A 22,508-nucleotide genomic window follows, 5' to 3' on the forward strand; every position below is an offset into this window, starting at 1 on the left:
CCCATGCCAAGCGACTAGAATTACTGGACGAAGGGGAGGTGGCCTGATGCCGAAATTCCGGATGCTCGCAGCATTCCTGGCCGTTGCCGCCGGCCTGGTCTCGGGCTGCAGCGGCACCCCCGACAATGGCACGTCCGCGTCGACAGCGCCCTCCACGACATCGGAGGCCTCCCCGGCCGGCCCTGCCGCCCCCTCTCCGGACACAGAAACCTCGGTACCGGCGCCAGCCCCCGCCACGTCGCGGCCGGCCGAGGGCCCGGGACAGGGAAATGCCGAGCTCGCCATCACCGTGATTCCCTCACCGGGCGCCCCCGAGGTCGACTACACCCTGGTTTGTTCCGCGGGCACTCCAGCCGCCGAAAGCAGCCATCCGAACGGCGTTGCCGCCTGCGCCGCCCTGAAAGCGAATCCAGGCATCCTGGCCCCGCTCCCGGCAGGGACGTCGCGGCCCTGCACCCAGCAGTACGGCGGCCCCCAAACAGCCACCGTCACGGGCATGGTGGACGGCGTCGCCGTAGATTCGACGTTTGCGCGGACCAACGGATGCGAGATCAGCGCGTGGGACGCTGCCAAGGACGTATTGGGCGCAACCGGTGGAGCCTCTTAAGGTCCTTGCGGCCGACACTGCGCGGGCAAGGCAAGAAGCCCACCTGCAGCGCGTCAGCCGCTACGCCGATCCTTACCTGGCCCGCCGGTCTGCAGGACAAAAGCACCCGGTGGAGGATTTCCTTTTCACCTACTACACGCAGAAACCAGGGCAGCTGAAGCGCTGGCACCCCGGCGCCGGCGCGGTCCTCACCGGCGCCCAGGCTGCCGAACGGCTTGGCTGGAAGCATTACAGGAAGCTCGACGACGGCGAGCTAGGCTCCCTGGGCCTGCCTGCGGGAAGTACGGCGGCCACCTTCGACCGGCACGCCTTTTTGGCGGACCGGAGCGACGCGATGGCGTTCGCCGGCATCATCCTCCGAGGCACCTCGGCCCGGCCGGCCCAATTCGGCTGTTTCGGCCTGCATGAGTGGGCCATGGTTTACCGGCAGGACAAGTTTGACCTCCGCCACGAATACCTGCAGCTGCGGCTGGGTGCGACGGGCACGGACAAGGTGGTGGAAGACAACAGGATCCGCTGCACCCATTTCGACGCCTTCCGGTTCTATACCCCGGACGCCATCCCGCTCAACGAGCACTCCCCGAGCAGGGAGACCCAACGGCACTTGGAGCAGCCCGGCTGCCTGCATGCCAACATGGACCTCTACAAGTGGGCTTACAAACTGCTGCCGGCGCTGTCCAGTGAGCTGGTCATGGACTGTTTTGAACTGTCGTGGCGGATCAGGGCCATGGATATGCAGGCGTCCCCGTATGACCTCGCCGACTGGGGCTACCCCGCCATCCCCATTGAGACGCCCAGCGGCAAGGCGGCCTACGTTGAGCACCAGCGCGCCTTCGCAGCCGAAGCGGGGGTCCTGCGCGGCCGGCTGGCAGCGGACCTTGGAGCCATCGCCGGGGGTGCGGGCCGGTGATCGACCTGACCATCAGCATCCGGGACCACCCCGAGGCACCCGAGCACGTATTCCGGCTGGTCTCCAAGGACGGCCATCCGGATGCCGGGACCACGATGCCTGAGCCTGCGGCCGCCCTGGCCGCCGTCGAGCGGTTCGGCGAAAACGTCTTCTTCCCTCAGCCAGGGCCGCCAAGGCTGTGTACGCAGCAGTATGGCGGTCCGCAGATCGCTGTGGTCACCGGAACGTTCCATGGCCGGGACGTCCACTCAACCTTCACCCGTACCGACGGCTGCGAAATAGCGCGGTGGAATGCCATGGGTCCCCTGCTGGGCGGGACTGCCACCTAGCTCTCTCCGCCGGGACCGCGGTGCGGAAACGAAAAAGGTCCCGGGTGGCCTGGCGACCACCCGGGACCTCCCCCCATGTCTTCCCGGTCAGGTGGCGGGGACCTCCTGTGCCAGGCCAAGCTGGGGAGCGCCGGCCGGGGCGGAGGCGGAGCCCGCTCCCACCTGCACGTTCACCCAAGCTTTGATGCCGTTGCTGCCAATGCTCAGCCGGGAGAGGTAGGACCCCTCGGAAAGTCCCGTCCAATTGAGCGTGGCCGAGGTGGCGGTTCCGTTCGGCGCCACGATGGGGTTCGGATTTACCGTCAGGTTGCCGGCGTCACCGGCGAAGGAGACTGCCTGGACCGAAGCGGTGGCAGGCCCGTTGTCCGGGGTGGCGTACAGGTTCGCCACCACATAGTAGGTCCCGGGACGGGGTGATTCGAGGTCCAGGAACTCACTGGCCGATGCCGTTGCCACCTGGGTGGCTGTGAGGCCCCCGGATCCGTTCGGTGCGTAGACCACCATGTCCCAGTCGACGTCGTTCGACTGCGCCTGAATGCCCAGCCGGGCAAACGAGGCGCCGGCCGGCACCTTCACCTGGAGCAGGGCGTTGTGCGCGTCGTTCGTGGGAGCGTACGCTCCCGGGGTTTTGGTGATCGCGGTCTGGCTCAGGGGTGCCAGACCCTCTACTCCGACGGCGATGGGGCTGTCCGAGCCGGATACGAGGTTCATCGATCCGCTCCCGGTGCCCGTGGCCGAGCTGAAGGAGAACGACGGAGCGATCTGGGCGTCAACGGGCCGGATGGCGATCGGTGAGCCAACCGTCCGTGGCCCCTTCCAGGTGAGGCTGCCGGTGCTGAACTTGCCCACAGGGGCGCTAACGTTCCGGATGGTGAGGGTCACCTCACGGGTCTGCCCGGCCTTGGCGAAGTTCAATGCCTTGGGTTCGACGTTGACGTTGAAGCCGGGCATGTTCACTTCGGGACGGTACATGCCCGGGACCAGCGCGGTCAGCTTGCGTTTGACCTGGACTTCACCGACGAGGCTGCCCAGGGCAACCGAGGGAACGTTCAGGTCGCGCGCAGCGATGGTGCCTGCCTGCGGCGCTCCGGTTTCCACGCCCTGTCCGTTGAGGAAGCCGAGCCAGTCCTGGATGCCTGAATCGTAGACCAGCCCGGGATCAAGGACACGGGCGGAGTCGATGTGGCCGGCGCCGCCCTGGAAGGGATCGGTATTGGGCGTGCCATCGGCGTTCACCAGCGGGTACGCGGTGGTCATCATGGCGGACTTCACCATGGCGGGGGTCCACTTGGGCTGCTTGCCCAGCACCAGGGCACCGAACCCGGCGATGTGCGGGGCTGCCATGGAAGTGCCGGACATGAAACCGAACTGATCGCCGTGGTTGCCGATGGTGGAGACGCCGGCCAGGACGTTGACACCCGGGGCCGAAATGTCAGGCTTGAGCAGGTCACCGCCGGACGCAAGCGTGGGCCCGCGGGACGAGAAGCCCGCAATCTGGGGCGCGGCTGCCGGGGGGAGCCCCGTCAGGTCGCCCTTGACCAGGCTGACGGTCAGCGCCGGATTCGCTTCGAGCTTGGACTTCAGTTCCAGGCTCTTGGGCGCGTTGACGTGGACGGTGGGGACAGCGTGGTTGTCAGCATCCTCGGAGCTGCTGGTGAGGTTCACCAGGATCATGCCCACGCCACCCTTGTCCAGGACTTCCTGGCTCTTGGCGGTCCGGTCCACCACACCGCGGTCGCAGACCACAACCTTGCCGGCCACCTTGGCGGCGTCAAGGGTTCCCGGGCCGCAGAGGTTGGGGTTGGCCGCACCGGCAGCGGCGGCAGCAGCAGCCAGGACCACAGGCTTGTCCGCCGGCTCGGACTTCATGATCGAAGCGCCGCGGTACAGCGATCCGTCGGATACCTTGACCGTGCCCACCAGGTCGCTGGGAAAGGTTGCGGCGGCCACCGTGGTCAGCCATGGCGAGGCGTGGTTCACGGTGGAGGCCGTGGGACCGGAATTTCCTGCCGAGGCAGAGACAAAGATGCCGGCGGCGGCGGCGTTCAGGAATGCCAGCGCCACGGGATCGGTGGTGCTGTTGTTGTTTCCGGAGATGGAGTAGTTCAAGACGTCCACTCCGTCCTTGATGGCTGCGTCCACGGCCTCAACCGAAGCGGAGGAGTAGCAGCCGCCGGTGTCCGGGTTGGTGTCCTCCCAGCAGACCTTGTAGACCGAAACCTTGGCGGCCGGCGCCACGCCGGAGCTCCTGCCGAAGCTGGCCCCGTCGATCACCTGCTCGATATTGGCGTTGCCGGCGGCCGTGGTGGCCGTGTGGGTGCCGTGGCTTCCCACGTCCACGGGTGAGATCTGCTCTTCGGGGGCACGGTTTCCGGGTGTTACGTACTGCAGGAAGGAATCCGCGAAGTAACGGGCCCCGATGACTTTGGAATTGCAGAGTGATCCGTCAAAAGATGCCCCCGTTCCCTGGCCTTTCTGGCATTCACCCTCGAATGTGGTGCCGTCCGCTTTGAGCATGGCAATTTTGCCGTCGCCGGTGCGGTAGGGAACGCCAACCTGCGCCTCACCCTGCAGGGGCTTCAACGGTTCCCCTTGAAGGAAGGGGTTGTCCGGGGCATAGCCGGAATCGATAACCCCGACCACCACTCCCTTGCCGGCGTTGGCTTCGCCCCCGAACTGCTTGGCCCACGCCCCATCAGGACCGGTGAGCTTGAGGAAGTCGGTGGTGGTGTAGTCGGGTTTGTTCTCGACGTCCGGCGCCACCACCATGACACGCTTGTCCTTGGACAGGGCTCCCGCCTGCGCCGCGGTCAGTTCCGCCGTAAACCCGTTCAGGGCCGCGGTGTACTGCTTGGCGGGCGTCACTCCCTGCGCAGCTGCAACGTCGCGCTGCTGCTTGCGCAGATGGGCGTCATAGGCCTTGTAGTTGGGACTGCCCGCGTCGAGCTTCCTGCCCTGCTGCGGCTTGGTAGCGCCCAGGCCGGCAGTTCCGCCTTCATAGGCCGCCGCAGCCGGGCCGGCGAGTACCACGATGTACCTGCCGTCCTTGAACTGGCCTTCCTCGGCGCCGGAGGAGGCGTTTCCGGCGCCCTGGAGGTCAGGCGCCGCCGAAGCGGGCCCCACTGCCAGCGAGCTGAGGATCAGGGGCAACCCGACGGCCAGGGCGGCCGCCTTCCGGAGTCCCCCAGCCCGCAAGGGGCTCTTTCCAGTTGATTTCACGTGCAACCCTTTCACGATGTGCCGCCCAGAGTGGTGGGCGCCCCGAATGACTGGCACTGCAGAGGAAATTACAGGTTTTGTAATTAGCTGAGACCAGACTGTTCACAGGGTACAGACTGAGAGCGCGATATGACATAGAGCACATTTAGGAAATTTTTGCCTGTCATACGGCGGCCAAAAGCCCAGGCACGCAAAAAGGGCGCCCCGAAGGACGCCCTGCGACGAGGGGAGTTTGTTTGCCGGCTAATGACGGGGAGTGCGCACCACGTCACTGATCCATTGCCTGGTCTTCTCATCCACCGGCCCGGCCACCCGCGTCTCGCGGGCCAGGCGGTCGGCCTTCACCTTCTGGAACACCATGCGGCCCAGGCCGGCGAACACGGCAGCGGCGACCATCGGCAACAACACGGACTTCGAATTCTCAGCCATCCAGCAATCCTAGTGAAGGCCCTGCGGCAACTCCAGAACCAGACCCACATCAGCCTCGTCGGTTGCGGTATTTTGCGCGGCGCCGCCCCCGGCCCACGGGAATTCAGAGGGATGCGCCCGTGCCGGTAGAATGATAGGGCAAGCTCGCGGAGCGCCCGTCCACCATGTCCCCGACACACCGGTACGGCGTGAGACGGCACCACTCCGCTGCGCCCTTACCCAAGCTCACGCACAGGAGTTGCCGGATGCCCCGGATCGTTGTTGACGTCATGCCCAAGCCCGAGATTCTGGACCCCCAGGGGAAGGCAATCGTTGGCGCTCTCCCCCGGCTGGGCTTCACCAGCTTCAGCTCTGTCCGCCAGGGCAAGCGTTTCGAACTGACGGTCGACGGCGAGGTGACGGAGGAAATCCTGGCCCAGGCCCGCGACGCCGCGGAAACCCTCCTCTCCAACCCCGTGATCGAGGACGTCGTCAACGTCGAGGTCGTCGAGGCCTGAGATGACTGAACTTCCCCTGATCGGCGAAGCTGTCGCTGTCGCGGCGGAACCGCGCCTCGCCGGCGCCCGCATCGGCGTCGTCACCTTCCCTGGAACCCTTGACGACCGGGACGCTGCCCGCGCCGTGCGCCTCGCCGGTGCCACCGCCGTCGAGCTCTGGCACGGCGACACCGAACTCGGTGATGTGGACGCCGTCGTGATTCCCGGCGGCTTCTCCTACGGCGACTACCTCCGCGCCGGCGCCATTGCCCGCTTCGCGCCGCTGATGTCCAGGATCATCGACGCCGCCAACTCCGACGCCAAGCTGCCCGTCCTGGGCATTTGCAACGGCTTCCAAATCCTCACCGAGTCGCACCTGCTGCCCGGCTCGATGATCAAGAACGACCACCTGAAGTTCCTCTGCCGCGACCAGGTGCTGCGCGTGGAGAACACCAACACCGCGTGGACGCTGGACTACCAGGCCGGCCAGGAAATCACCATCCCGCTGAAGAACCAGGACGGCCAGTACATCGCCGACGAAAAAACCCTGGACGCCCTTGAGGCCGAGGGCCGAGTCGTCTTCCGTTACGTGGGCTTCAACCCGAACGGTTCCCGCCGGGACATCGCCGGCATCTCCAACGCCGCCGGCAACGTGGTGGGCCTCATGCCGCACCCGGAGCACGCCGTGGAACCGGGCTTCGGCCCCGAATCGCTGGACGGCATCGGCGGGTCCGATACCGACGGCCTCGGCTTCTTCACCTCCGTACTGAACAAGATTGTGGGAGGCGACAAGTGACCACCGAAACCACCAAGAAGTTCAACATCGACACCGTCGAGAACGCAGCCAAGACTCCGGACACCGAGCTGCCCTGGGCCGAGCTCGGCCTGAAGCAGAACGAGTTCGACGAGATCGTCAAGGTCCTGGGCCGCCGCCCCACCGGCGCCGAACTGGCCATGTACTCCGTTATGTGGAGCGAGCACTGCTCCTACAAGTCCTCCAAGAACCACCTGCGCCAGTTCGGCCAGAAGGTCACCGAGGAAATGAAGAAGGACATGCTGGTGGGCATCGGCGAAAACGCCGGCGTGACCAACCTGGGGGACGGCTGGGCCGTGACCTTCAAGATCGAATCGCACAACTCGCCGTCGTTCGTTGAGCCTTACCAGGGCGCCGCGACCGGCATCGGCGGCATTGTCCGCGACATCATCTCCATGGGCGCCCGCCCGGTCGCCGTCATGGACCCGCTGCGCTTTGGCGCCATCGACCACCCGGACACCGCCCGCGTCATGCACGGCGCGGTGGCGGGCATCGGCGGCTACGGCAACTCCCTGGGCCTGCCCAACATCGGTGGAGAGATGGTCTTCGACTCCGTCTACCAGGGCAACCCGTTGGTCAACGCCCTGGCTGTCGGCGTCATGCGCCACGAGGATATCCGCCTGGCCAACGCCTCCGGCAAGGGCAACAAGGTGGTCCTGTTCGGTGCCCGCACCGGCGGCGACGGCATCGGCGGCGCCTCCGTGCTGGCCTCCGAGTCCTTTGACGACACCAAGCCCTCCAAGCGCCCCGCCGTCCAGGTGGGCGATCCCTTCGCCGAGAAGGTCCTCATCGAGTGCTGCCTGGAGCTCTTCAAGGGCTCCCTGGTGGAAGGCATCCAGGACCTCGGCGCTGCGGGCATCTCCTGCGCCACGTCGGAGCTTGCCTCCAATGGCGACGGCGGCATGCAGGTTGAGCTGACCTCCGTCCTGCTGCGCGACCCCACGCTGACCCCGAGCGAGATCCTGATGTCTGAGTCGCAGGAACGGATGATGGCCGTGGTCACGCCGGAGAACGTGGAAGCGTTCGAGGCCGTCATGGACAAGTGGGCGGTGGAGTACTCCTGGCTGGGCGAGGTGACCGATACCGGCCGCCTGATCATCACCTGGGAAGGCGACGTGATTGTCGACGTCGATCCCCGCACCGTGGCGCACGACGGCCCGGTCTACGACCGCCCGTTCGCCCGTCCCGAGTGGCAGGATTCCGTCCAGGCCGATACGTTCACCGGCTCCGTGCAGGATGCCGGCCGCCCGGCCGCCCCGGCCGAGCTCGCTGCGGCCGTGACCGAACTCGTGGCCTCACCGAACATGTGCTCCAAGGCCTGGATCACCAACCAGTACGACCGGTACGTCGGCGGGAACACCTCCATGGCGTTCCCCGACGACGCCGGCGTGGTCCGCGTTGACGAGGAGTCCGGCCTGGGCGTCGCCCTGGCCACGGATGCCAACGGCCGTTACACCTACCTGGACCCGTACCACGGCGCGCAGCTGGCACTGGCCGAGGCCTACCGCAACGTGGCCACCGCGGGTGCGATCCCCATGGCCGTCAGCGACTGCCTGAACTTCGGCTCCCCCGAGGACCCGGACGTCATGTGGCAGCTGGCCGAGGCAATCCGCGGCCTGTCCGATGCCTGCATGGTGCTGGGCATTCCGGTCACCGGCGGCAACGTCTCGCTGTACAACCAGACGGGCACCACGCCCATCCACCCCTCCCCCGTGGTGGCAGTGCTGGGCAAGCTCGACGACGTCGCCCGCCGCACGCCGTCGGGCTGGCGCGAGGACGGCCAGGCCATCTACCTGCTGGGCACCACCGCTGCCGAGCTGGACGGTTCCGAATGGGCCAACATGCGCGGCCACCTGGGCGGTCAGCCGCCCAAGGTCGACCTTGAGGCGGAACGCGCCCTGGGCGAGATCCTGATCAACGCTTCCCGCGACGGCATGATCGACGCCGCACACGACCTCTCCGAGGGCGGCCTCGCGGCTGCGCTGGTCGAGTCCTCGCTGCGCTACGGCGTGGGTGCCCGGATTGCGCTTCAGGATGTTGTTGACCGGGACGGCGTGGACCTGTTCACCGCGCTCTTCTCCGAGTCACAGGGCCGCGCCATCGTGGGCGTCCCGCGGTCGGAGGAAATCCGGTTCACGGACATGTGCACCGCCCGCGGCTTCGCGCACACCCGCATCGGCGTGGTGGACGCGGCCAGCGGCAAGCTGGAGATCAACGGCGTGGAGGGCCTGTCCCTCGACGCCCTCCGTGAAGCCCATGAAGGGACGCTGCCGAAGTACTTCGGCTAATCTCCACCGGCACCACCCGTCGACTGCTCCGTAACTGCCCTTTTGAGCCCTCAAAACGGCGGTTACGGAGCAATCGTTTTTAAGGGTTCCTCCGCCAGCCGGCCTGTGCCAGGGCAACCAGCACCTTGGCGGCGGCGGGCTTTGCATCGTTGACCATGTGGCGTTTGGAGATCCTGACCTCCGTCCACCCCAGGGCGGCGTACCGTTCGGAGCGGGCTATGTCCCTGGCGATCTGGCTGGCGTCGCCGTGGTGTTCGCCCTCGTACTCGATGCCGATCCGGTATTTGCGGTAGGACAGGTCCGGTTCGTGATGCCTGGCGCCGTCTTCAGTGATGATCGGGACGTTCAACTCGGGTTCGGGCAGCCCCGCGCGCACAATCGCGAGCCGAAGCATGGTTTCCTGGGCCGAATCCGCTCCGACCCGGATGAGTTCCAGGGCCTCCTTTGCCTTCCGGAGGCCCCGCTTTCCCCGGTGCCTGTCAATCGTCCGCTGCAGATCCCACATACTGCACAGCGGCATGCTTCGGCCCTCGAATTCGAGGCGCGGAACGCGAACGCAGGCGTCCCCCATGGCCACCAGCTCGTCGACTGACAGCAGCTCGGCCATGTCGAGCCACGTCCGCTCCGGCGTTGTCACCGGAATCCCGTCAATTGCCATGACCTCGTCCTCGTACAGCTTCATGCGGTGCACGATGACGTGGGGCCGGTCCAGGTGGGCTGCGCCTTCGGGACGGATGAGGTGGAAAACGTCAAAGGGCCCGTCCTGGCGCCGCTGCGGCAGTGAATGAAGCTCAGCCGCCGTCAAGTGCGACGCAGCGCACCTCTCGTTGACTTCGATGAACGGCCGGACCCTGGCGCCCAAGGGGAGCGCCGCCGTCGGGCCGTCTGCCCTGATGCCCTTACCAAGCCTGCTGAGGGAACGATGCCTCAGGCGCTTGGCTGAGACCCCCTCCCTTACCGCCTCAGCCGCAGTGAACGGCCGGCCCTCAAGTACTTCAGGAAGCGGATGTGCAGTCTTCATCGCTACATCAGAGCAGAAGGAGTCGCAGGTCCGCAGAAGTTATCCACATCCTCCATCGATTGCTCCGTAAACGCCCTTTTGAGGCGCCAAAAGGGCGTTTACGGAGCAATCGACGGGTGGGCCCACGCCGCCAGGGCTCCCTGGCCGAGCTTGCGAGGCGAGGGTGGCGATGGGCTAGTCCTCGCTGTGGAGCTCGCGCTGGCGGGCGCTGAGCAGCTCGATCTCCGGCCGGCCTGCCACGAAGCGTTCGACGGCGGCAAGCACCTCCACGAGGTGCGCCCGGTCCGCCGCCACCAGCCCGACGCCGAGCTGCGTGCGCCGGTACTGGCCGTGGTCCCCCACCTCCGCCACGGAGACCTCGAAGCGGCGTTTGAGTTCGGCCAGGAGCGGCCTGACGACGGACCGTTTCTCCTTGAGGCTGTGTACGTCGCCAAGGAGGACATCGAACTCGGTCCAGCCGATCCACATGGAAGTTCCTAGCTGATGGTGAGCTCGCCCATGAGGTCCCAGCCATCACCGTCGAGCTGCCGGCTGATGATCTTCGGCGTCTCTACGAGGGCCTGCGGCATGTCAGCCATGGCTTTCTGGAAGTGGTCGCTGTTCACGTGGTCGCCGGCGGCATCATCCTGGAAGGCTTCCACCAGGATGTATTCGTTGGGGTCATCCAGGCTGCGTGACCAGTCGAACCAGAGGTTGCCCGGTTCCTTGCGGGTGGCTTCGGTAAAGTCCGCCACGAGCTCCGGCCAGCGCTCGGACCACTCGGGCTTGACCTTGAACTTGACGACGATAAAGATCACTGGAATTTTCCTTCCGCGGCGAGACTGCGTGCCCCTTCAATGTACCGGGAAGTAACGTAGCGCTGCGCCGCGCGGGTCACCAGTCCGCCGGCGGCGTAGAACCAGTTGGCGGGCCTGCTGAACGCCCGGATCCGCAACCACACCTCGCCTTGGCTGTTGATCTCCACCTCAAAGGATTCCTCCCCGCGGGCAGGGTGGCCGGGCAAAGTGCCGTAGCCAAAACCGGCCGACTGCGGAATTTCACCCGGCACCGGCTCATGGACCCACACCACCCGGCAGGGTGCCGGCAGGCGGAAAGGCCCGACGCCGAATCCGCTCACCACGTGTGCCCCCGGCACGGCCCGCGGTGAGCCGGTGCGGACCCGAAGCCCGGCCCGCCGCTGCAGTTCCCAGGCGAGGATGCCGTCCGCCACGCGCCGGTAAGTGTCCAGCCCAGTGCCAAGGCGAACCTCTTCCAGGACACGGTCATACCCCTCGGGGGCGCTCCCCTGTTCGGTGCTTCCCACTCCCGGGTATTCGAGCCGGGCAGTTGCCTTGTCAGTCACCGTTGCCTGCCTTCCCGAGGCGTGCCCACCCCAGTTGTTCCTGCTGCTTCCGGCTCAAGCCTGCCACCACGAGGTCGTAGGAGTCCTCCACCATGTCCCGGACCATCCCGTCCGGCAGCGATCCGTCAAGGCGGACACCGTTCCAATGGGTCTTGTTCATGTGCCATGCGCCGGTAATCGCCGGATGTACTGCCCGCAGCTGCACGGCAAGGGCCGGTTCACACTTCAGGTTTACGTAGAAGTCGTCCTCGTCCATGGATGACAGGGCAAACAGCTTCGCCTCGTGGCGGGCGCCCCCGGCGATCTGGGACCGGACTTTGAAGACCGACGTTTCCGGTCCAAACGGAAAATCCTCGTAGGCACCGGGAAACGAAAGGCAGAGTGTCCGCAGCGCGTTGGGGTCCATGGAGGAAGCCTATAAAGCACGCGTGTACGGTGCTAGTCTGCGAGGATGTCACGCGACCAGGGAGCCATTCCTGTTCTGGATCTGAGTTCCGCACGGCAGCCCTACGGAACCTTCAGCCCGGAATTCATCGAACAGCTGCGGCATGCCACCCATGACGTGGGCTTCTTCCAGATCACCGGCTACGGCGGCCGACCCGGCCAGGCTGAAGAGTTGCTGGACCTTGTCCGGCAGTTCTTCAACCTTCCCCTTGCCGAGCGGATGAAACTGGACAACCGCCTCTCGCCGCACTTCCGCGGCTACACCCGCATGGGCACCGAAGTGACCCAGGGCCGGGCGGACGCGCGGGAGCAGATCGACTACTCCCCCGAGCGCGGACCGGTGGCGGACTACCCGGAGGACCAGCCCTACTGGCTGCTGCAGGGGCCCAACCTCTGGCCCGACGAAGCGTTTCCCGGGCTCAAGCCCGCCGCCATGGAATGGGCCGACCTCATGTCAGAGGTTGGTATGGAACTGTTGCGGGCCATCGCGGTTTCGCTCCAGTTGCCGGAGGACTACTTCGATGAACCCTTCCGGGACACTCCGGCGTGGATGGGCAAGCTGGTGCACTACGTGGGCGGTGTGGTGGAGGAAGCCGGCGACCAGGGCGTCGGATCCCACGCCGATTACGGGTTCGTGACGCTCCTGCTGCAGGACGGCGTAGGCGGCCTTGAAGTCCTGCCGCCCGGTACCAGCGAATGGCTGCAGGTGGAGCCCCTCCCGGGCGCGCTGGTGGTGAACCTCGGGGAGATGCTGGAAGTGGCCACCGAGGGTTACCTGGCGGCCACCATCCACCGCGTCCAGGCCCCGCCGCCGGGCGTGGACCGCTACTCGGTGCCGTTCTTCTGGTCGCCACGGCTCGACGCTGTCATCGAGCCCGTCCCCCTGGCGCCTGAGCTGAAAGCGGCGGCCCGCGGCATCACGGACGATCCCGCCAACCCGCTGCTGGCATCCTTCGGCCTGAACATGCTTAAGGGGCGCATGCGCGCGCACCCGGACGTCACCGAACGGCATTATCCGGAATTGCTGAAGCGCCGGGGTTAGGGGAGCCCTAAAGCCCGTACTTCCAGGCAACCTGGGCAGGGCAGGCGTTCATCACCACATCGAGGCCGGCCGCCTTGGCGCGCTCCGCCGCCGCCTCGTCAATGACGCCCAGCTGCATCCACACGGCCTTGGCGCCCACGGCAATGGCCTGGTCAACCACGCTGCCCACCTTCTGCGAATTCACAAAGCAATCCACGACGTCGATGGGCTGCTTTTCCGCCGGAATGTCGGCCAGGGTGCGGTACCCCGGTTCGCCGTGGACAGCATCGCCGGGCAGGTTGACGGGGATGATTTCCATGCCCAGCCGGTCGCGGATCAACAGCGAAACATCATAGGCTGAGCGCCACTCATTGGTGGTCAGGCCCACGATGGCCCACCGGCCCTTGGTTCGCATAAGCCGTTCAATGACTGCAGGATCGTTCGTGTGGCCCATGGGATCAGCCTACGCTCCACACCTGGAGTCACGTCCGGTCGAATAAAAGAATGATCGGGGGCGCCAATGGACGCTGTGAATGAATATTACGCGGCAGACGCGAGAGTTTGCTCTCGCCGATTCATTGCTGTGTAGTGGTCTTTGACCATCCCGAGCGGCCGAGAGACCTGGATCGATGACGCCGCAGCAACCCTGGTCGCCGGACGCGCCCCAACGCCCCGGCGATAGCAAGGACCGCAGCAACGGATATCCGGAACTGGCTTTTCCGGAACGCTGCCTCCGTCGGGTGCTACCGCCAGGACCGATGGAGTGAAACGATGGGCTTGAGCGCCTCTGAAACGATGGACCTGAACGCGGGGGTGCACCCGGACAACGTCGCCTTCTGGGAGCAGCAGGCGCTGCGCTTGGACTGGGACACCCCGTGGCACACTGCGCACCGCTGGAATCCGGCGGACCCGGAAGCCGGCCGCGGACCGGGCATCACCTGGTTTGAAGGCGGACGGCTCAATGTGGCGGCCAACTGCCTGGACCGCCACGTCGCGGCCGGCCGCGGCGCCAAGGTGGCCCTCCACTTCGAAGGCGAGCCGGGCGACCGCAGGTCCATCACGTACGCCGAGCTCCAGCGCGAGGTGGCCAAAGCCGCCAATGTGCTCCTGGCCCTGGGCATCACCAAGGGCGACCGCGTGGTCATCTACCTCCCGGTCATCCCCGAAACAGTCATCATCACGCTTGCCGTGGCCCGGATCGGCGCCATCCACTCCCTGGTGTTCGGCGGTTTCTCGGCCGAAGCGCTGAAGTTCCGGGTGGAGGACACCGGCGCCAAGCTCCTGGTCACCACCGACGGCCAGTTCCGCCGCGGCGTGGCTGTTCCTGTGAAGGACAACGCGGACGCCGCGGTCGCCGGGGACAATGCCATCGAGCACGTCCTGGTGGTCAACCGCACCACCCCTGCCGGCGACCTGGCTGCCGTCCCCATGACCGCAGGCCGCGACGTGTGGTGGCATGACGTCGTCGGAAACGCCCCGGACGTCCACGAGCCGGAGGCTTTCGACGCCGAGACGCCGCTGTTCATCATGTACACCTCCGGGACCACCGGTAAGCCCAAGGGCCTGGTGCACACCTCCGGCGGCTACCTGACGCAGGCCTCGTGGAGCTTCGAGCACCTCTTCAGCAACCCGGACCCGTCCCTCCGCGACCAGGACGTGCACTGGTGCACGGCCGATCTCGCCTGGGTTACGGCGCACACCTACGAAATCTACGGGCCGCTGTCCAACGGCGCCACGCAGGTCATCTTTGAGGGCACGCCCAACACCCCCCATCCGGGCCGGCATTTCGAAATCATCGAACGGTACGGCGTAACCCAGTACTACACCGCGCCCACGCTGGTCAGGTCTCTCATGGGCTGGTTCCCGGACGGCGTCCCGGACACCTACGACCTGTCCTCCATCCGATTGCTGGGCACCGTCGGGGAAGCGGTCAACCCGGAGGCCTGGCGCTGGCTGCGCGAGAATGTGGGTGCCGGCACCGCACCGGTGGTGGACACATGGTGGCAGTCCGAAACCGGTGCCACCATCCTCTCCCCCGCACCCACGGACACCAGCTTCAAGCCAGGCTGCGCGGCACGCCCGCTGCCGGGGGTCAGCACCAGGATCGTGGACGACGGCGGCGATACCGTTGCGCCGGGCGTCCAGGGAAACATCGTGGTTGACTCCCCCGGGCCCGCCATCGCGCGCACCGTCTGGGGCAACCCCCGGCGCTACTTCGATTCGTACTGGAGCAAGTACGCGGACCGGGGCTGGTTCCTGGCAGGCGACGGCGCCAAGTACGATGCCGACGGCGACATCTGGATCCTGGGCCGCGTGGATGACACCCTGAACGTCTCAGGCCACCTGCTCTCGACCATCGAGATCGAATCCGCCCTGGTGTCGCACCCGGACGTCGTGGAGGCCGGCGTCTGCCCGGTGGCGGACCCGAAGACCGGCCACGCCGTCGTTGCCTTCGTCGTCCTGAAGGCCGGGGCCCCGGCAGACTGTATCGACGACCTCCGGAACCACGTCGCCAAGGAGATCGGCCCCATCGCCAAGCCGCGCGACGTCGTCGTGGTCCCCGATGTTCCCAAAACGCGCAGCGGCAAAATCATGCGCCGGCTGCTCACCCAGCTGTTCGAAGGCACAGTCCTGGGCGACACCACCTCACTCCAGAACGAACCGGCCATCGCCGGCATCCAGGACGTCCTGCGCCAGCGGGCCCTAACGAAGGAAGAATCATGACAGACATCAGCAACGTCGCCCGTCTCTCCGAGCCCCTCAAGTTCGCCTACTGGGTGCCCAACGTTTCCGGCGGCCTGGTGGTATCCACCATCGAGCAGCGCACCGGCTGGGACTTCGACTACAACAGGAAGCTGGCGCGCATCGCCGAGGAATCCGGCTTCGAGTACGCCCTGACCCAGACCCGGTACGCCGCCTCCTACGGCGCGGACAAGCAGCACGAGGCGACCTCGTTCAGCCTGGCCCTGCTGGCCGCCACGGAGCGCCTGAAGGTCATCGCCGCAGTGCACCCGGGCATGTGGCACCCGGGAGTGTTGGCGAAGTACATCATCACAGCCGACCACATCTCCAACGGCCGCGCCGCCGTGAACATCGTCTCCGGCTGGCTGAAGAGCGAGTTCACCAACTTCGGCCTGGAGTGGCTGGAGCACGACGAGCGCTACGTCCGCACCGAGGAATTCATCAACGTCCTGCGCGGGTTGTGGACCGAAAAGGACTACAGCCAGTCCGGCAAGTACTACAACATCACCGACTTCACCCTGAACCCGGCCCCCGTGGACGTTCCCGGCCGCGCCCACCCCGAGATCTTCTTCGGCGGAAACTCGACGGCGGCCCAAGCCACCGCGGGCCGCGTGGCGGACTGGTACTTCTCCAACGGCAAGGACCTTGAGGGTTTCAAGGACAACATCGCCGGCGTGGTGGCCGCTGCCGGCGAAACCGGCCGCGGCGCCGAAGGGCCGCTGGCTGCTCCCCGGTTCGGCCTCAACGGGTTCGTCATCGCCCGCGACTCCGAAAAGGAAGCCCGGGACACCCTGCGCGAGATCGTGGAAAAGGCGCACAAACCCGCCGTTCAGGGCTTCCGCGACGCGGTGCAGGAAGCCGGTGCCTCCACCAAGGACGGCAAGGGCATGTGGGCCGACTCCACCTTCGAGGACCTGGTCCAGTACAACGACGGCTTCAAGACCCAGCTCATCGGCACCCCGGAGCAGATTGCCGAGCGCATCGTGGAGTTCAAGAAGATCGGCGTGAACCTGTTCCTCACCGGCTACCTGCACTTCCAGGAGGAGGTGGCGGCGTTCGGCCGCGACATCCTGCCGATCGTCCGGGAGCTTGAGGCGGACCTGGCCCGCAGGAACGGCACCGAATTGGACCTGTCCGGAACCCCGGTTGCCGCCGAAGCCGTGGCTGTCTGATGGCTGAGCGCACTTTCGGGTTCCGCACCCGCGCCCTGCACGCCGGCGGCACCCCCGACGCCGAGCACGGCGCCCGCGCCGTACCCATCTACCAGACCACGTCCTTCGTCTTCAAGGACACCAACGACGCCGCCAACCTGTTCGCGCTGCAGAAGTACGGCAACATCTACTCCCGCATCGGCAACCCCACCGTCGCGGCGTTCGAGGAGCGCATCGCGTCCCTCGAAGGCGGCATCGGAGCGGTAGCTACGGGGTCGGGCATGGCAGCGGAGTTTATCACCTTCGCCGCCCTGACCCAGGCGGGGGACCATATCGTGGCAGCCTCCCAGCTGTACGGCGGCACCGTGACCCAGCTCGATGTCACCCTGCGCCGGTTCGGCGTGGACACCACCTTTGTTGCCGGAACCGACCCCGCCGACTATGCCGCGGCAGTGCGGGAGAACACCAAGGCGATCTTCGTGGAGGTGGTGGCCAACCCGTCGTCGGAGGTCCAGGACCTGGCGGGGCTGGCCAAGGTGGCACACGAAGCCGGCATCCCCCTGGTGGTCGACGCCACCTTGAGCACGCCGTACCTCGTGCGGCCGATCGAGCACGGCGCCGACATCGTGATCCACTCCGCTACGAAGTTCCTGGGCGGCCACGGCACCACACTGGGCGGCGTGGTGGTGGAAAGCGGCCGGTTCAACTGGGGCAACGGCAAGTTCCCCACCATGACCGAACCCGTGGCTTCCTACGGCAACGTCTCCTGGTGGGGCAACTTCGGCGAATACGGCTTCCTCACCAAACTGCGCAGCGAGCAGCTGCGCGACATCGGCCCGGCCCTGTCGCCGCAGTCGGCGTTCCAGCTGCTCCAGGGCGTCGAGACGCTGCCGCAGCGCCTCGACGAGCACCTGAAGAACGCGCGGGCCGTGGCCGAGTGGCTCGAAAACGATGACCGGGTGGCCTACGTCAACTACTCCGGGCTGCCCTCCCACCCGCACTACGACAGGGCACGGAAGTACCTGCCGCTGGGCCCGGGATCGGTCTTCTCGTTCGGGGTGAAGGGCGGGCGCGCTGCCGGGCAGAAGTTCATCGAGTCCCTGCAGCTGGCTTCCCACCTGGCCAACGTGGGTGACTCCCGGACCCTGGTGATCCACCCCGGCTCCACCACCCACCAGCAGCTCAATGCGGCACAGCTGGAATCCGCGGGCGTGCCGGAGGACCTGGTCCGCATCTCAGTGGGCCTCGAGGACATCGAGGACATCCTGTGGGACCTGGACCAGGCACTGACCGAGGCGTCCAGCACGTTGGTTGAGCCTGTCGAAACCCAGGCTTTGACCGGTTCAGCCGAGGATTCCTGCACGATCGGAGCAAACGCATGAGCACCGCCGAACGAAAGTGGTCCGGCCCGTCGGCACCTGAGCGGCTGGCCCTGCTCCGGCAGGCGAAATCCATCGCCATTGTTGGAGCCTCTGACAAGCCGTCGCGGGCCAGCTACTTCGTGGCCACGTACCTGCTCTCCTCCACCCGCTACAAGGTGTACTTCGTGAACCCGGTGGTCAAGGAGATCCTGGGGCAGCCCACGTACGCATCCCTCACGGACCTGCCGGAGAGCCCGGACATCGTTGACGTGTTCCGCAAGCACGACGACCTTCCGGGCGTCCTTGACGAGGCCGTGGCCGCCGGCGCCAAAACAATCTGGCTGCAGCTGGGGTCCTGGCACGAAGGCGTCGCGGCAGGCGCGGAAGCCGCAGGGCTGAACGTGGTGATGGACCGCTGCGTGAAGATCGAGCATGCACGCTTCCACGGCGGCCTGCACCTGGCCGGTTTCGATACCGGCGTGATTTCCTCCAAGCGCCAGGTCATGGCCTGACCAGCTGCTGAAGAAGACAACAGCGGGTCCGTTCAACGGGCCCGCTGTTGCTGTTTCGACTATTTCGCCGGAGATGTGGGCTTCGGAACGTTTCCCTGCCCCGCGCCCTGGGGACCTGCCTGGCCCTGGACCACTCCGGCGGCGGGTTTTGCCGGCCCGTTGGCCGCACCTGCCGCTGCGGCCGCAGTCTCTGAAGCCGGGGTGCCCGCCTTCCCCTGGTTTGCGGCGGCTGGTCCTGCCGGCACTTCTTCCGCCGCAGCTCCCTGGTCGTCCCTGCCGCGGCCGGCTCCGTTGCCCTGCGGGACAGCCCCTGCCCCGGAAGGCGTACACATCCCGCCGGCTGCTTCGTGGTTGACCGGGCCGGCACAGTGCGGCGTGCCTGTGTGCACATGCCCCGTGTGCCGGGGAGCTCCGTCGTGGTCCGGCAGGAGGCGGGAGGCAAGGTTGGCGGCGTCGGTGGCCCCACCGGCCGCAGCCTCCGGGCCGGCGGCAAGTTCTCCGTCGGAAGCCAGCCTGGGAGCACGGAAGCCGTAGCCCGCGGCCGACGGACCGCCCACCGAATTGCTCCAGGGCGACAAATCCTCCAGCAGTTGCTCCACGGGGCTGCTCCCGTGAGGTGTGGAGCTGGCGGCTACCCCGCCAACTCCCAGCCCCATTCCGGCCACCAGCACAAGCCCCAGCGTGGTGGGACGGTGCCTGCGGCGGCGGCGGGCCAGTTCATCGGCGGGAGGCTCATCGTCCTGCCCAACTTCACGTTCTCCGGCTGCGGCATCTGGCGCGCCGCCGGGTACGGGGCCCTCCCCGAGGATGGGCCCGGCTGCCGTGAGCAGTGCAGCGAGCTCCCCGATGGGCTCGGGCGTGGGCACGGACGCCAGGGCGCCCAGCGAATGGAGGGCCCCGCGAAGGTCCGCATCCAGTTCGAAGCCGACGTCCTGCAGCATGTCGTCGACAAGGGCGGCAAGGTTATCCTGGGCAGGCGTCATGGCGCGAGGTACTCCTTCACTGCGGCAAGTTCCCGGAGTTTCAGCAATGCGCGCCGCTGCAGCTGCTTCACCGAACCAGCGCTCTTTTCCATGGTCTCCGCCGTCTGTTCCACCGTGAGGCCGGCCACCAGGCGCAGGGACAGAACGTCCCGCTGGTCCTGGGGCAGCCCGTCCAACAGCCTGAGGACTTCCCGGGGTTCGATGCGCTGCAGGGCTTCCTTCTCCGCCGACGTGTCCTGGCGCTGGTCGAGCTCGGGCTCGAAGGACAGCTTGACCGGAGTCCGGCTCTGGCGGCGGTGGTCATCCACCATCCGGGCGTGGGCAACAGAGAAGATGAAGGTCCGCAGCCCCGACTCCCCTCCCCGCACGGTACCGAGACGTGGCAGCACGGACAGGAACACTTCCTGCATGGCGGCCTCCGGATCCTCGACTCCCCGGGCCGTGAGATAGCCCAGAACCTGTGATGCGTACGTCTTATAAACCAGGCTGAAGGCAGCGGTCCCGGAAACTGGCTGGTCCGGGGCCTCGTCTGTCTGTGCATCGGTCACTGACGTGGTGCTTTCCGTCAAGAAGGGTGGTGGCAGGGCAGCGTTCAGTACATCCGGAACGCTGCCCTCACTTTACCCGCCAGTAACCGCACAGCCCGAAGCGCCACGGCCGGGGCCAGTGACGGGCGAAGCCTGGGCAGCCACCCTTGCGGAAAGATAAAAGAGCCGGCCTGGAACGTGATGGGGGACAGGTTCCAGGCCGGCGCTTCATAGAGGTAATCGCTCCGGCTGCCCGGGGGGTTACGCCTTTTCAAAAAAAGTTCGAAATCTTTTTCAGCGGGTTGCTGTCCTGGTCCAACGGGGCACACTGGCGTGCCTGCGGGGTGCCCCTGCCAGCACGAAGGCGTGCACCAGGGCGGGCGTGCGCTCCTCGCCGCATACGGGTACGACGGCGGCGGGCAGCTCCGCCGGCAAGGCGGCAGCAGCTGCTGCGGGTACGGGCGCGGGACGGGAGACGGCCCCGGCGGGACAGAGGTCGGTCACCAGGCCGGTTCCGGCACATTCGCGAACCGCGGCTATCCCCGCCACCACGGCGGCTTTGTCCTCAAAAGGGCCGGAGACGGCGATCACGGCCCCGTCCGGAGCCAGGAGCCGGAACCGGAAAAACGAATCAGCGTCGACGAAGGCTTCAAATTTTCCGGCCATGACGATCCTTCCTTGGGCACCAGGTGGTACAGACGAGTCTGGCGGCGGCACCGGAAGCCTCACAAGACCGCGCGCGTTAAGCCTGTGTAAATTCGTTTTCCGCCACCAAAAACATGCGGCAGGCCACCTGCAATAGGTGGCCTGCCGCCGTCGTCATCCCCCCGTTCCGGGAGGAGTCGTCAGTCGTTGATGAGGTCGTTCACCACGATGGTCTGGTCCCGGTCCGGGCCAACGCCGATGGCGGAGAACCGGGTTCCGGAAAGCTTCTCCAGCGCCAGGACGTAATTGCGCGCGTTCTCCGGCAGGTCCGCCAGCGTCCGGGCTCCGGTGATGTCTTCGGTCCACCCGTCGAAGTACTCGAAGATGGGCTTCGCGTGGTGGAACTCGGTCTGCGTCATGGGCATCTCGTCATGCCGCACGCCGTCGACGTCGTAGGCGACACATACCGGGATCTGCTCGATGCCGGTGAGGACGTCCAGCTTGGTGACGAAGTAGTCCGTGAAGCCGTTGACGCGGGAGGCGTGGCGGGCCAGGACCGCGTCGTACCAGCCACAGCGGCGGGGACGGCCGGTGTTGACGCCGAATTCGCCGCCGGTCTTCTGCAGGTAGACGCCCATCTCATCGAAGAGCTCCGTGGGGAACGGGCCGGCACCAACGCGGGTGGTGTAGGCCTTGATGATGCCGATGGAGCGGGAGATCCGCGTGGGGCCGATGCCGGAGCCCACCGAGGCGCCGCCGGCGGTGGGGTTGGAGGAGGTCACGAACGGGTAGGTGCCGTGGTCCACGTCCAGGAATGTTGCCTGGCCGCCCTCCATCAGGACTACCTTGCCCTCGTCCAGCGCGGAGTTCAGGACCAGGGTGCTGTCGATGACCAACGGGCGGAGCCGCTCGGCGAAGGACAGGAAGTACTCCACGATCTCGTCCACCACCACACCGCGGCGGTTGTAGACCTTGACCAGGAGTTCGTTCTTCTGCCGCAGCGAGCCTTCCACCTTCTGGCGGAGAATCGATTCGTCGAAGACATCCTGGACGCGGATGCCCAGCCGGGCCACCTTGTCCATGTAGGCGGGACCGATGCCGCGGCCGGTGGTGCCAATGGCCCGGCTGCCCAGGAAGCGTTCGGTCACCTTGTCCAGCACCTGGTGGTAGGGCGCCACCAGGTGGGCGTTGGCGGAGACCCGCAGCTTTGAGGTGTCGGCGCCGCGCGCCTGGAGTCCGTCGATTTCCTGGAAGAGGGCCTCCAGGTTCACCACGCAGCCGTTGCCGATGACGGGAACGGCGTTGGGGCTAAGAATGCCTGCCGGCAGAAGTTTGAGTTCGTACTTTTCACCGCCTACGACGACGGTGTGCCCGGCGTTGTTGCCGCCGTTGGGCTTGACGACGTAGTCAACACGGCCGCCCAGCAGGTCGGTGGCCTTGCCTTTTCCTTCGTCGCCCCACTGGGCTCCTACGATCACAATTGCTGGCATGGGATCCTCCCCCATTCGTTCGGGCCGCCCGGGCCCGGCCACCAGGTGGCAGGCCCATGCAGCGCCGTTCATGAGAATGCCCCGAACAGACCGGCCTTCGCACAGCCGCAGCACGGCGCAACGAAGCAAGAGTTCCGGGGCTCTTACCACCCAAGTTTAGCCGATAGGGCACTTTGTCCACTGTTGTGGCCCGCCGC

General features: G+C 66.5%; 23 protein-coding genes. 11 read left to right on the forward strand and 12 right to left on the reverse strand.

What is annotated here, in order from left to right; genetic code table 11:
• Nucleotides 1–46 precede the first annotated feature (46 nt).
• Genes AC1DIP_RS11580 through AC1DIP_RS11590 form a run of 3 tightly spaced genes read left to right on the forward strand, consistent with a single transcriptional unit; the run spans nucleotide 47 to nucleotide 1,846 of the window.
• Nucleotides 47–607, forward strand: coding sequence for an SSI family serine proteinase inhibitor (locus AC1DIP_RS11580; protein WP_476209067.1), 561 nt, complete (start codon nucleotides 47–49; stop codon nucleotides 605–607).
• Complete coding sequence (locus AC1DIP_RS11585) at nucleotides 594–1,517, forward strand: 3-methyladenine DNA glycosylase (RefSeq protein ID WP_476209066.1); 924 nt, start codon at nucleotides 594–596, stop codon at nucleotides 1,515–1,517. The genes AC1DIP_RS11580 and AC1DIP_RS11585 overlap by 14 nt, the downstream gene beginning before the upstream one ends.
• Nucleotides 1,514–1,846, forward strand: coding sequence for a serine protease inhibitor (locus AC1DIP_RS11590; protein ID WP_476209065.1), 333 nt, complete (start codon nucleotides 1,514–1,516; stop codon nucleotides 1,844–1,846). The genes AC1DIP_RS11585 and AC1DIP_RS11590 overlap by 4 nt, the downstream gene beginning before the upstream one ends.
• 87 nt (nucleotides 1,847–1,933) lie before the next feature.
• Here the strand turns inward: AC1DIP_RS11590 and AC1DIP_RS11595 are convergent, their stop codons facing one another.
• Entirely contained in the window at nucleotides 1,934–5,041 is a 3,108-nt protein-coding gene (locus AC1DIP_RS11595) for a S8 family serine peptidase (protein ID WP_477733878.1), read from the reverse strand.
• A 267-nt stretch (nucleotides 5,042–5,308) separates the two neighbouring features.
• Nucleotides 5,309–5,494 carry a hypothetical protein gene (locus AC1DIP_RS11600; RefSeq protein WP_141158233.1) on the reverse strand — a complete coding sequence of 62 codons (186 nt, stop codon included), beginning with the start codon at nucleotides 5,492–5,494 and terminating at the stop codon, nucleotides 5,309–5,311.
• A 245-nt stretch (nucleotides 5,495–5,739) separates the two neighbouring features.
• Between AC1DIP_RS11600 and purS the strand changes: the two genes are divergently transcribed.
• From purS to purL, 3 genes are read left to right on the forward strand one after another with little or no spacing between them, the layout of a single operon-like run.
• Complete coding sequence (gene purS / locus AC1DIP_RS11605; RefSeq protein WP_015935902.1) at nucleotides 5,740–5,991, forward strand: phosphoribosylformylglycinamidine synthase subunit PurS; 252 nt, start codon at nucleotides 5,740–5,742, stop codon at nucleotides 5,989–5,991.
• A 1-nt stretch (nucleotide 5,992) separates the two neighbouring features.
• Nucleotides 5,993–6,766, forward strand: coding sequence for a phosphoribosylformylglycinamidine synthase subunit PurQ (gene purQ / locus AC1DIP_RS11610; protein ID WP_141158234.1), 774 nt, complete (start codon nucleotides 5,993–5,995; stop codon nucleotides 6,764–6,766).
• On the forward strand, nucleotides 6,763–9,072 hold the full coding sequence (purL, locus tag AC1DIP_RS11615; protein ID WP_477733822.1) for a phosphoribosylformylglycinamidine synthase subunit PurL: 2,310 nt from the start codon (nucleotides 6,763–6,765) through the stop codon (nucleotides 9,070–9,072). The genes purQ and purL overlap by 4 nt, the downstream gene beginning before the upstream one ends.
• A gap of 79 nt (nucleotides 9,073–9,151) precedes the next feature.
• Here purL and AC1DIP_RS11620 read toward each other — a convergent pair whose 3' ends face one another.
• The 5 genes from AC1DIP_RS11620 to AC1DIP_RS11640 form a co-directional block, all read right to left on the reverse strand.
• On the reverse strand, nucleotides 9,152–10,093 hold the full coding sequence (locus AC1DIP_RS11620) for a hypothetical protein (protein ID WP_477733823.1): 942 nt from the start codon (nucleotides 10,091–10,093) through the stop codon (nucleotides 9,152–9,154).
• 174 nt (nucleotides 10,094–10,267) lie between these two features.
• On the reverse strand, nucleotides 10,268–10,561 hold the full coding sequence (locus AC1DIP_RS11625) for a DUF503 domain-containing protein (RefSeq protein WP_175319074.1): 294 nt from the start codon (nucleotides 10,559–10,561) through the stop codon (nucleotides 10,268–10,270).
• An 8-nt stretch (nucleotides 10,562–10,569) separates the two neighbouring features.
• Nucleotides 10,570–10,890: an antibiotic biosynthesis monooxygenase gene (locus AC1DIP_RS11630; protein ID WP_476209057.1), complete on the reverse strand. Its 321-nt coding sequence runs from the start codon at nucleotides 10,888–10,890 to the stop codon at nucleotides 10,570–10,572.
• Nucleotides 10,887–11,435: a DUF1990 family protein gene (locus tag AC1DIP_RS11635; RefSeq protein ID WP_476209056.1), complete on the reverse strand. Its 549-nt coding sequence runs from the start codon at nucleotides 11,433–11,435 to the stop codon at nucleotides 10,887–10,889. The genes AC1DIP_RS11630 and AC1DIP_RS11635 overlap by 4 nt, the downstream gene beginning before the upstream one ends.
• Nucleotides 11,428–11,841, reverse strand: a complete 414-nt coding sequence (locus AC1DIP_RS11640; RefSeq protein WP_477733824.1) for an MmcQ/YjbR family DNA-binding protein — start codon at nucleotides 11,839–11,841, stop codon at nucleotides 11,428–11,430. Before AC1DIP_RS11640 ends, AC1DIP_RS11635 begins: the two co-directional genes overlap by 8 nt.
• A gap of 45 nt (nucleotides 11,842–11,886) precedes the next feature.
• Here AC1DIP_RS11640 and AC1DIP_RS11645 point away from each other — a divergent pair, with 45 nt between their 5' ends.
• Nucleotides 11,887–12,921, forward strand: coding sequence for a 2-oxoglutarate and iron-dependent oxygenase domain-containing protein (locus AC1DIP_RS11645; protein WP_476209052.1), 1,035 nt, complete (start codon nucleotides 11,887–11,889; stop codon nucleotides 12,919–12,921).
• Nucleotides 12,922–12,928: 7 nt separating this feature from the next.
• On the opposite strand, the gene AC1DIP_RS11650 is transcribed toward AC1DIP_RS11645, so the two are convergent.
• Nucleotides 12,929–13,354: a CoA-binding protein gene (locus AC1DIP_RS11650; protein WP_476209051.1), complete on the reverse strand. Its 426-nt coding sequence runs from the start codon at nucleotides 13,352–13,354 to the stop codon at nucleotides 12,929–12,931.
• 248 nt (nucleotides 13,355–13,602) lie between these two features.
• Between AC1DIP_RS11650 and acs the strand changes: the two genes are divergently transcribed.
• The 4 genes from acs to AC1DIP_RS11670 are packed head-to-tail and all read left to right on the forward strand — an operon-like array spanning nucleotide 13,603 to nucleotide 18,666.
• Entirely contained in the window at nucleotides 13,603–15,624 is a 2,022-nt protein-coding gene (gene acs, locus AC1DIP_RS11655) for an acetate--CoA ligase (protein ID WP_477733879.1), read from the forward strand.
• Nucleotides 15,621–16,814, forward strand: a complete 1,194-nt coding sequence (gene sfnG / locus AC1DIP_RS11660; protein WP_477733825.1) for a dimethylsulfone monooxygenase SfnG — start codon at nucleotides 15,621–15,623, stop codon at nucleotides 16,812–16,814. The genes acs and sfnG overlap by 4 nt, the downstream gene beginning before the upstream one ends.
• The gene (locus AC1DIP_RS11665) at nucleotides 16,814–18,175 is read left to right on the forward strand and encodes an O-acetylhomoserine aminocarboxypropyltransferase/cysteine synthase family protein (protein ID WP_477733826.1); all 1,362 of its coding nucleotides are present in this window, start codon (nucleotides 16,814–16,816) and stop codon (nucleotides 18,173–18,175) included. Before sfnG ends, AC1DIP_RS11665 begins: the two co-directional genes overlap by 1 nt.
• Complete coding sequence (locus AC1DIP_RS11670; protein ID WP_477733827.1) at nucleotides 18,172–18,666, forward strand: CoA-binding protein; 495 nt, start codon at nucleotides 18,172–18,174, stop codon at nucleotides 18,664–18,666. The genes AC1DIP_RS11665 and AC1DIP_RS11670 overlap by 4 nt, the downstream gene beginning before the upstream one ends.
• A gap of 59 nt (nucleotides 18,667–18,725) precedes the next feature.
• Here AC1DIP_RS11670 and AC1DIP_RS11675 read toward each other — a convergent pair whose 3' ends face one another.
• The 4 genes from AC1DIP_RS11675 to AC1DIP_RS11690 all read right to left on the reverse strand — a co-directional run bounded on the left by AC1DIP_RS11675 (nucleotide 18,726) and on the right by AC1DIP_RS11690 (nucleotide 22,311).
• The gene (locus tag AC1DIP_RS11675) at nucleotides 18,726–19,649 is read right to left on the reverse strand and encodes a hypothetical protein (protein WP_477733828.1); all 924 of its coding nucleotides are present in this window, start codon (nucleotides 19,647–19,649) and stop codon (nucleotides 18,726–18,728) included.
• Nucleotides 19,646–20,197 (reverse strand): RNA polymerase sigma factor, encoded by a 552-nt coding sequence (locus tag AC1DIP_RS11680; protein ID WP_477733829.1) that lies wholly within the window; start codon nucleotides 20,195–20,197, stop codon nucleotides 19,646–19,648. Before AC1DIP_RS11680 ends, AC1DIP_RS11675 begins: the two co-directional genes overlap by 4 nt.
• 273 nt (nucleotides 20,198–20,470) lie before the next feature.
• Nucleotides 20,471–20,842 (reverse strand): DUF1508 domain-containing protein, encoded by a 372-nt coding sequence (locus AC1DIP_RS11685; RefSeq protein ID WP_476209041.1) that lies wholly within the window; start codon nucleotides 20,840–20,842, stop codon nucleotides 20,471–20,473.
• A gap of 179 nt (nucleotides 20,843–21,021) precedes the next feature.
• Nucleotides 21,022–22,311: an adenylosuccinate synthase gene (locus tag AC1DIP_RS11690; protein WP_476209039.1), complete on the reverse strand. Its 1,290-nt coding sequence runs from the start codon at nucleotides 22,309–22,311 to the stop codon at nucleotides 21,022–21,024.
• Nucleotides 22,312–22,508 lie beyond the last annotated feature (197 nt).

This window comes from Pseudarthrobacter sp. 05T312 (assembly GCF_056396685.1).

Coding starts and splice junctions, on each gene's coding strand:
- AC1DIP_RS11580 (WP_476209067.1), top strand. CDS start 47: ATGCCGAAATTCCGGATGCTCGCAGCATTCCTGGCCGTTGCCGCCGGC.
- AC1DIP_RS11600 (WP_141158233.1), bottom strand. CDS start 5,494: ATGGCTGAGAATTCGAAGTCCGTGTTGTTGCCGATGGTCGCCGCTGCC.
- purS (WP_015935902.1), top strand. CDS start 5,740: ATGCCCCGGATCGTTGTTGACGTCATGCCCAAGCCCGAGATTCTGGAC.
- purQ (WP_141158234.1), top strand. CDS start 5,993: ATGACTGAACTTCCCCTGATCGGCGAAGCTGTCGCTGTCGCGGCGGAA.
- AC1DIP_RS11620 (WP_477733823.1), bottom strand. CDS start 10,093: ATGAAGACTGCACATCCGCTTCCTGAAGTACTTGAGGGCCGGCCGTTC.
- AC1DIP_RS11625 (WP_175319074.1), bottom strand. CDS start 10,561: ATGTGGATCGGCTGGACCGAGTTCGATGTCCTCCTTGGCGACGTACAC.
- AC1DIP_RS11640 (WP_477733824.1), bottom strand. CDS start 11,841: ATGGACCCCAACGCGCTGCGGACACTCTGCCTTTCGTTTCCCGGTGCC.
- AC1DIP_RS11645 (WP_476209052.1), top strand. CDS start 11,887: ATGTCACGCGACCAGGGAGCCATTCCTGTTCTGGATCTGAGTTCCGCA.
- AC1DIP_RS11650 (WP_476209051.1), bottom strand. CDS start 13,354: ATGGGCCACACGAACGATCCTGCAGTCATTGAACGGCTTATGCGAACC.
- sfnG (WP_477733825.1), top strand. CDS start 15,621: ATGACAGACATCAGCAACGTCGCCCGTCTCTCCGAGCCCCTCAAGTTC.
- AC1DIP_RS11665 (WP_477733826.1), top strand. CDS start 16,814: ATGGCTGAGCGCACTTTCGGGTTCCGCACCCGCGCCCTGCACGCCGGC.
- AC1DIP_RS11670 (WP_477733827.1), top strand. CDS start 18,172: ATGAGCACCGCCGAACGAAAGTGGTCCGGCCCGTCGGCACCTGAGCGG.
- AC1DIP_RS11675 (WP_477733828.1), bottom strand. CDS start 19,649: ATGACGCCTGCCCAGGATAACCTTGCCGCCCTTGTCGACGACATGCTG.
- AC1DIP_RS11685 (WP_476209041.1), bottom strand. CDS start 20,842: ATGGCCGGAAAATTTGAAGCCTTCGTCGACGCTGATTCGTTTTTCCGG.
- AC1DIP_RS11690 (WP_476209039.1), bottom strand. CDS start 22,311: ATGCCAGCAATTGTGATCGTAGGAGCCCAGTGGGGCGACGAAGGAAAA.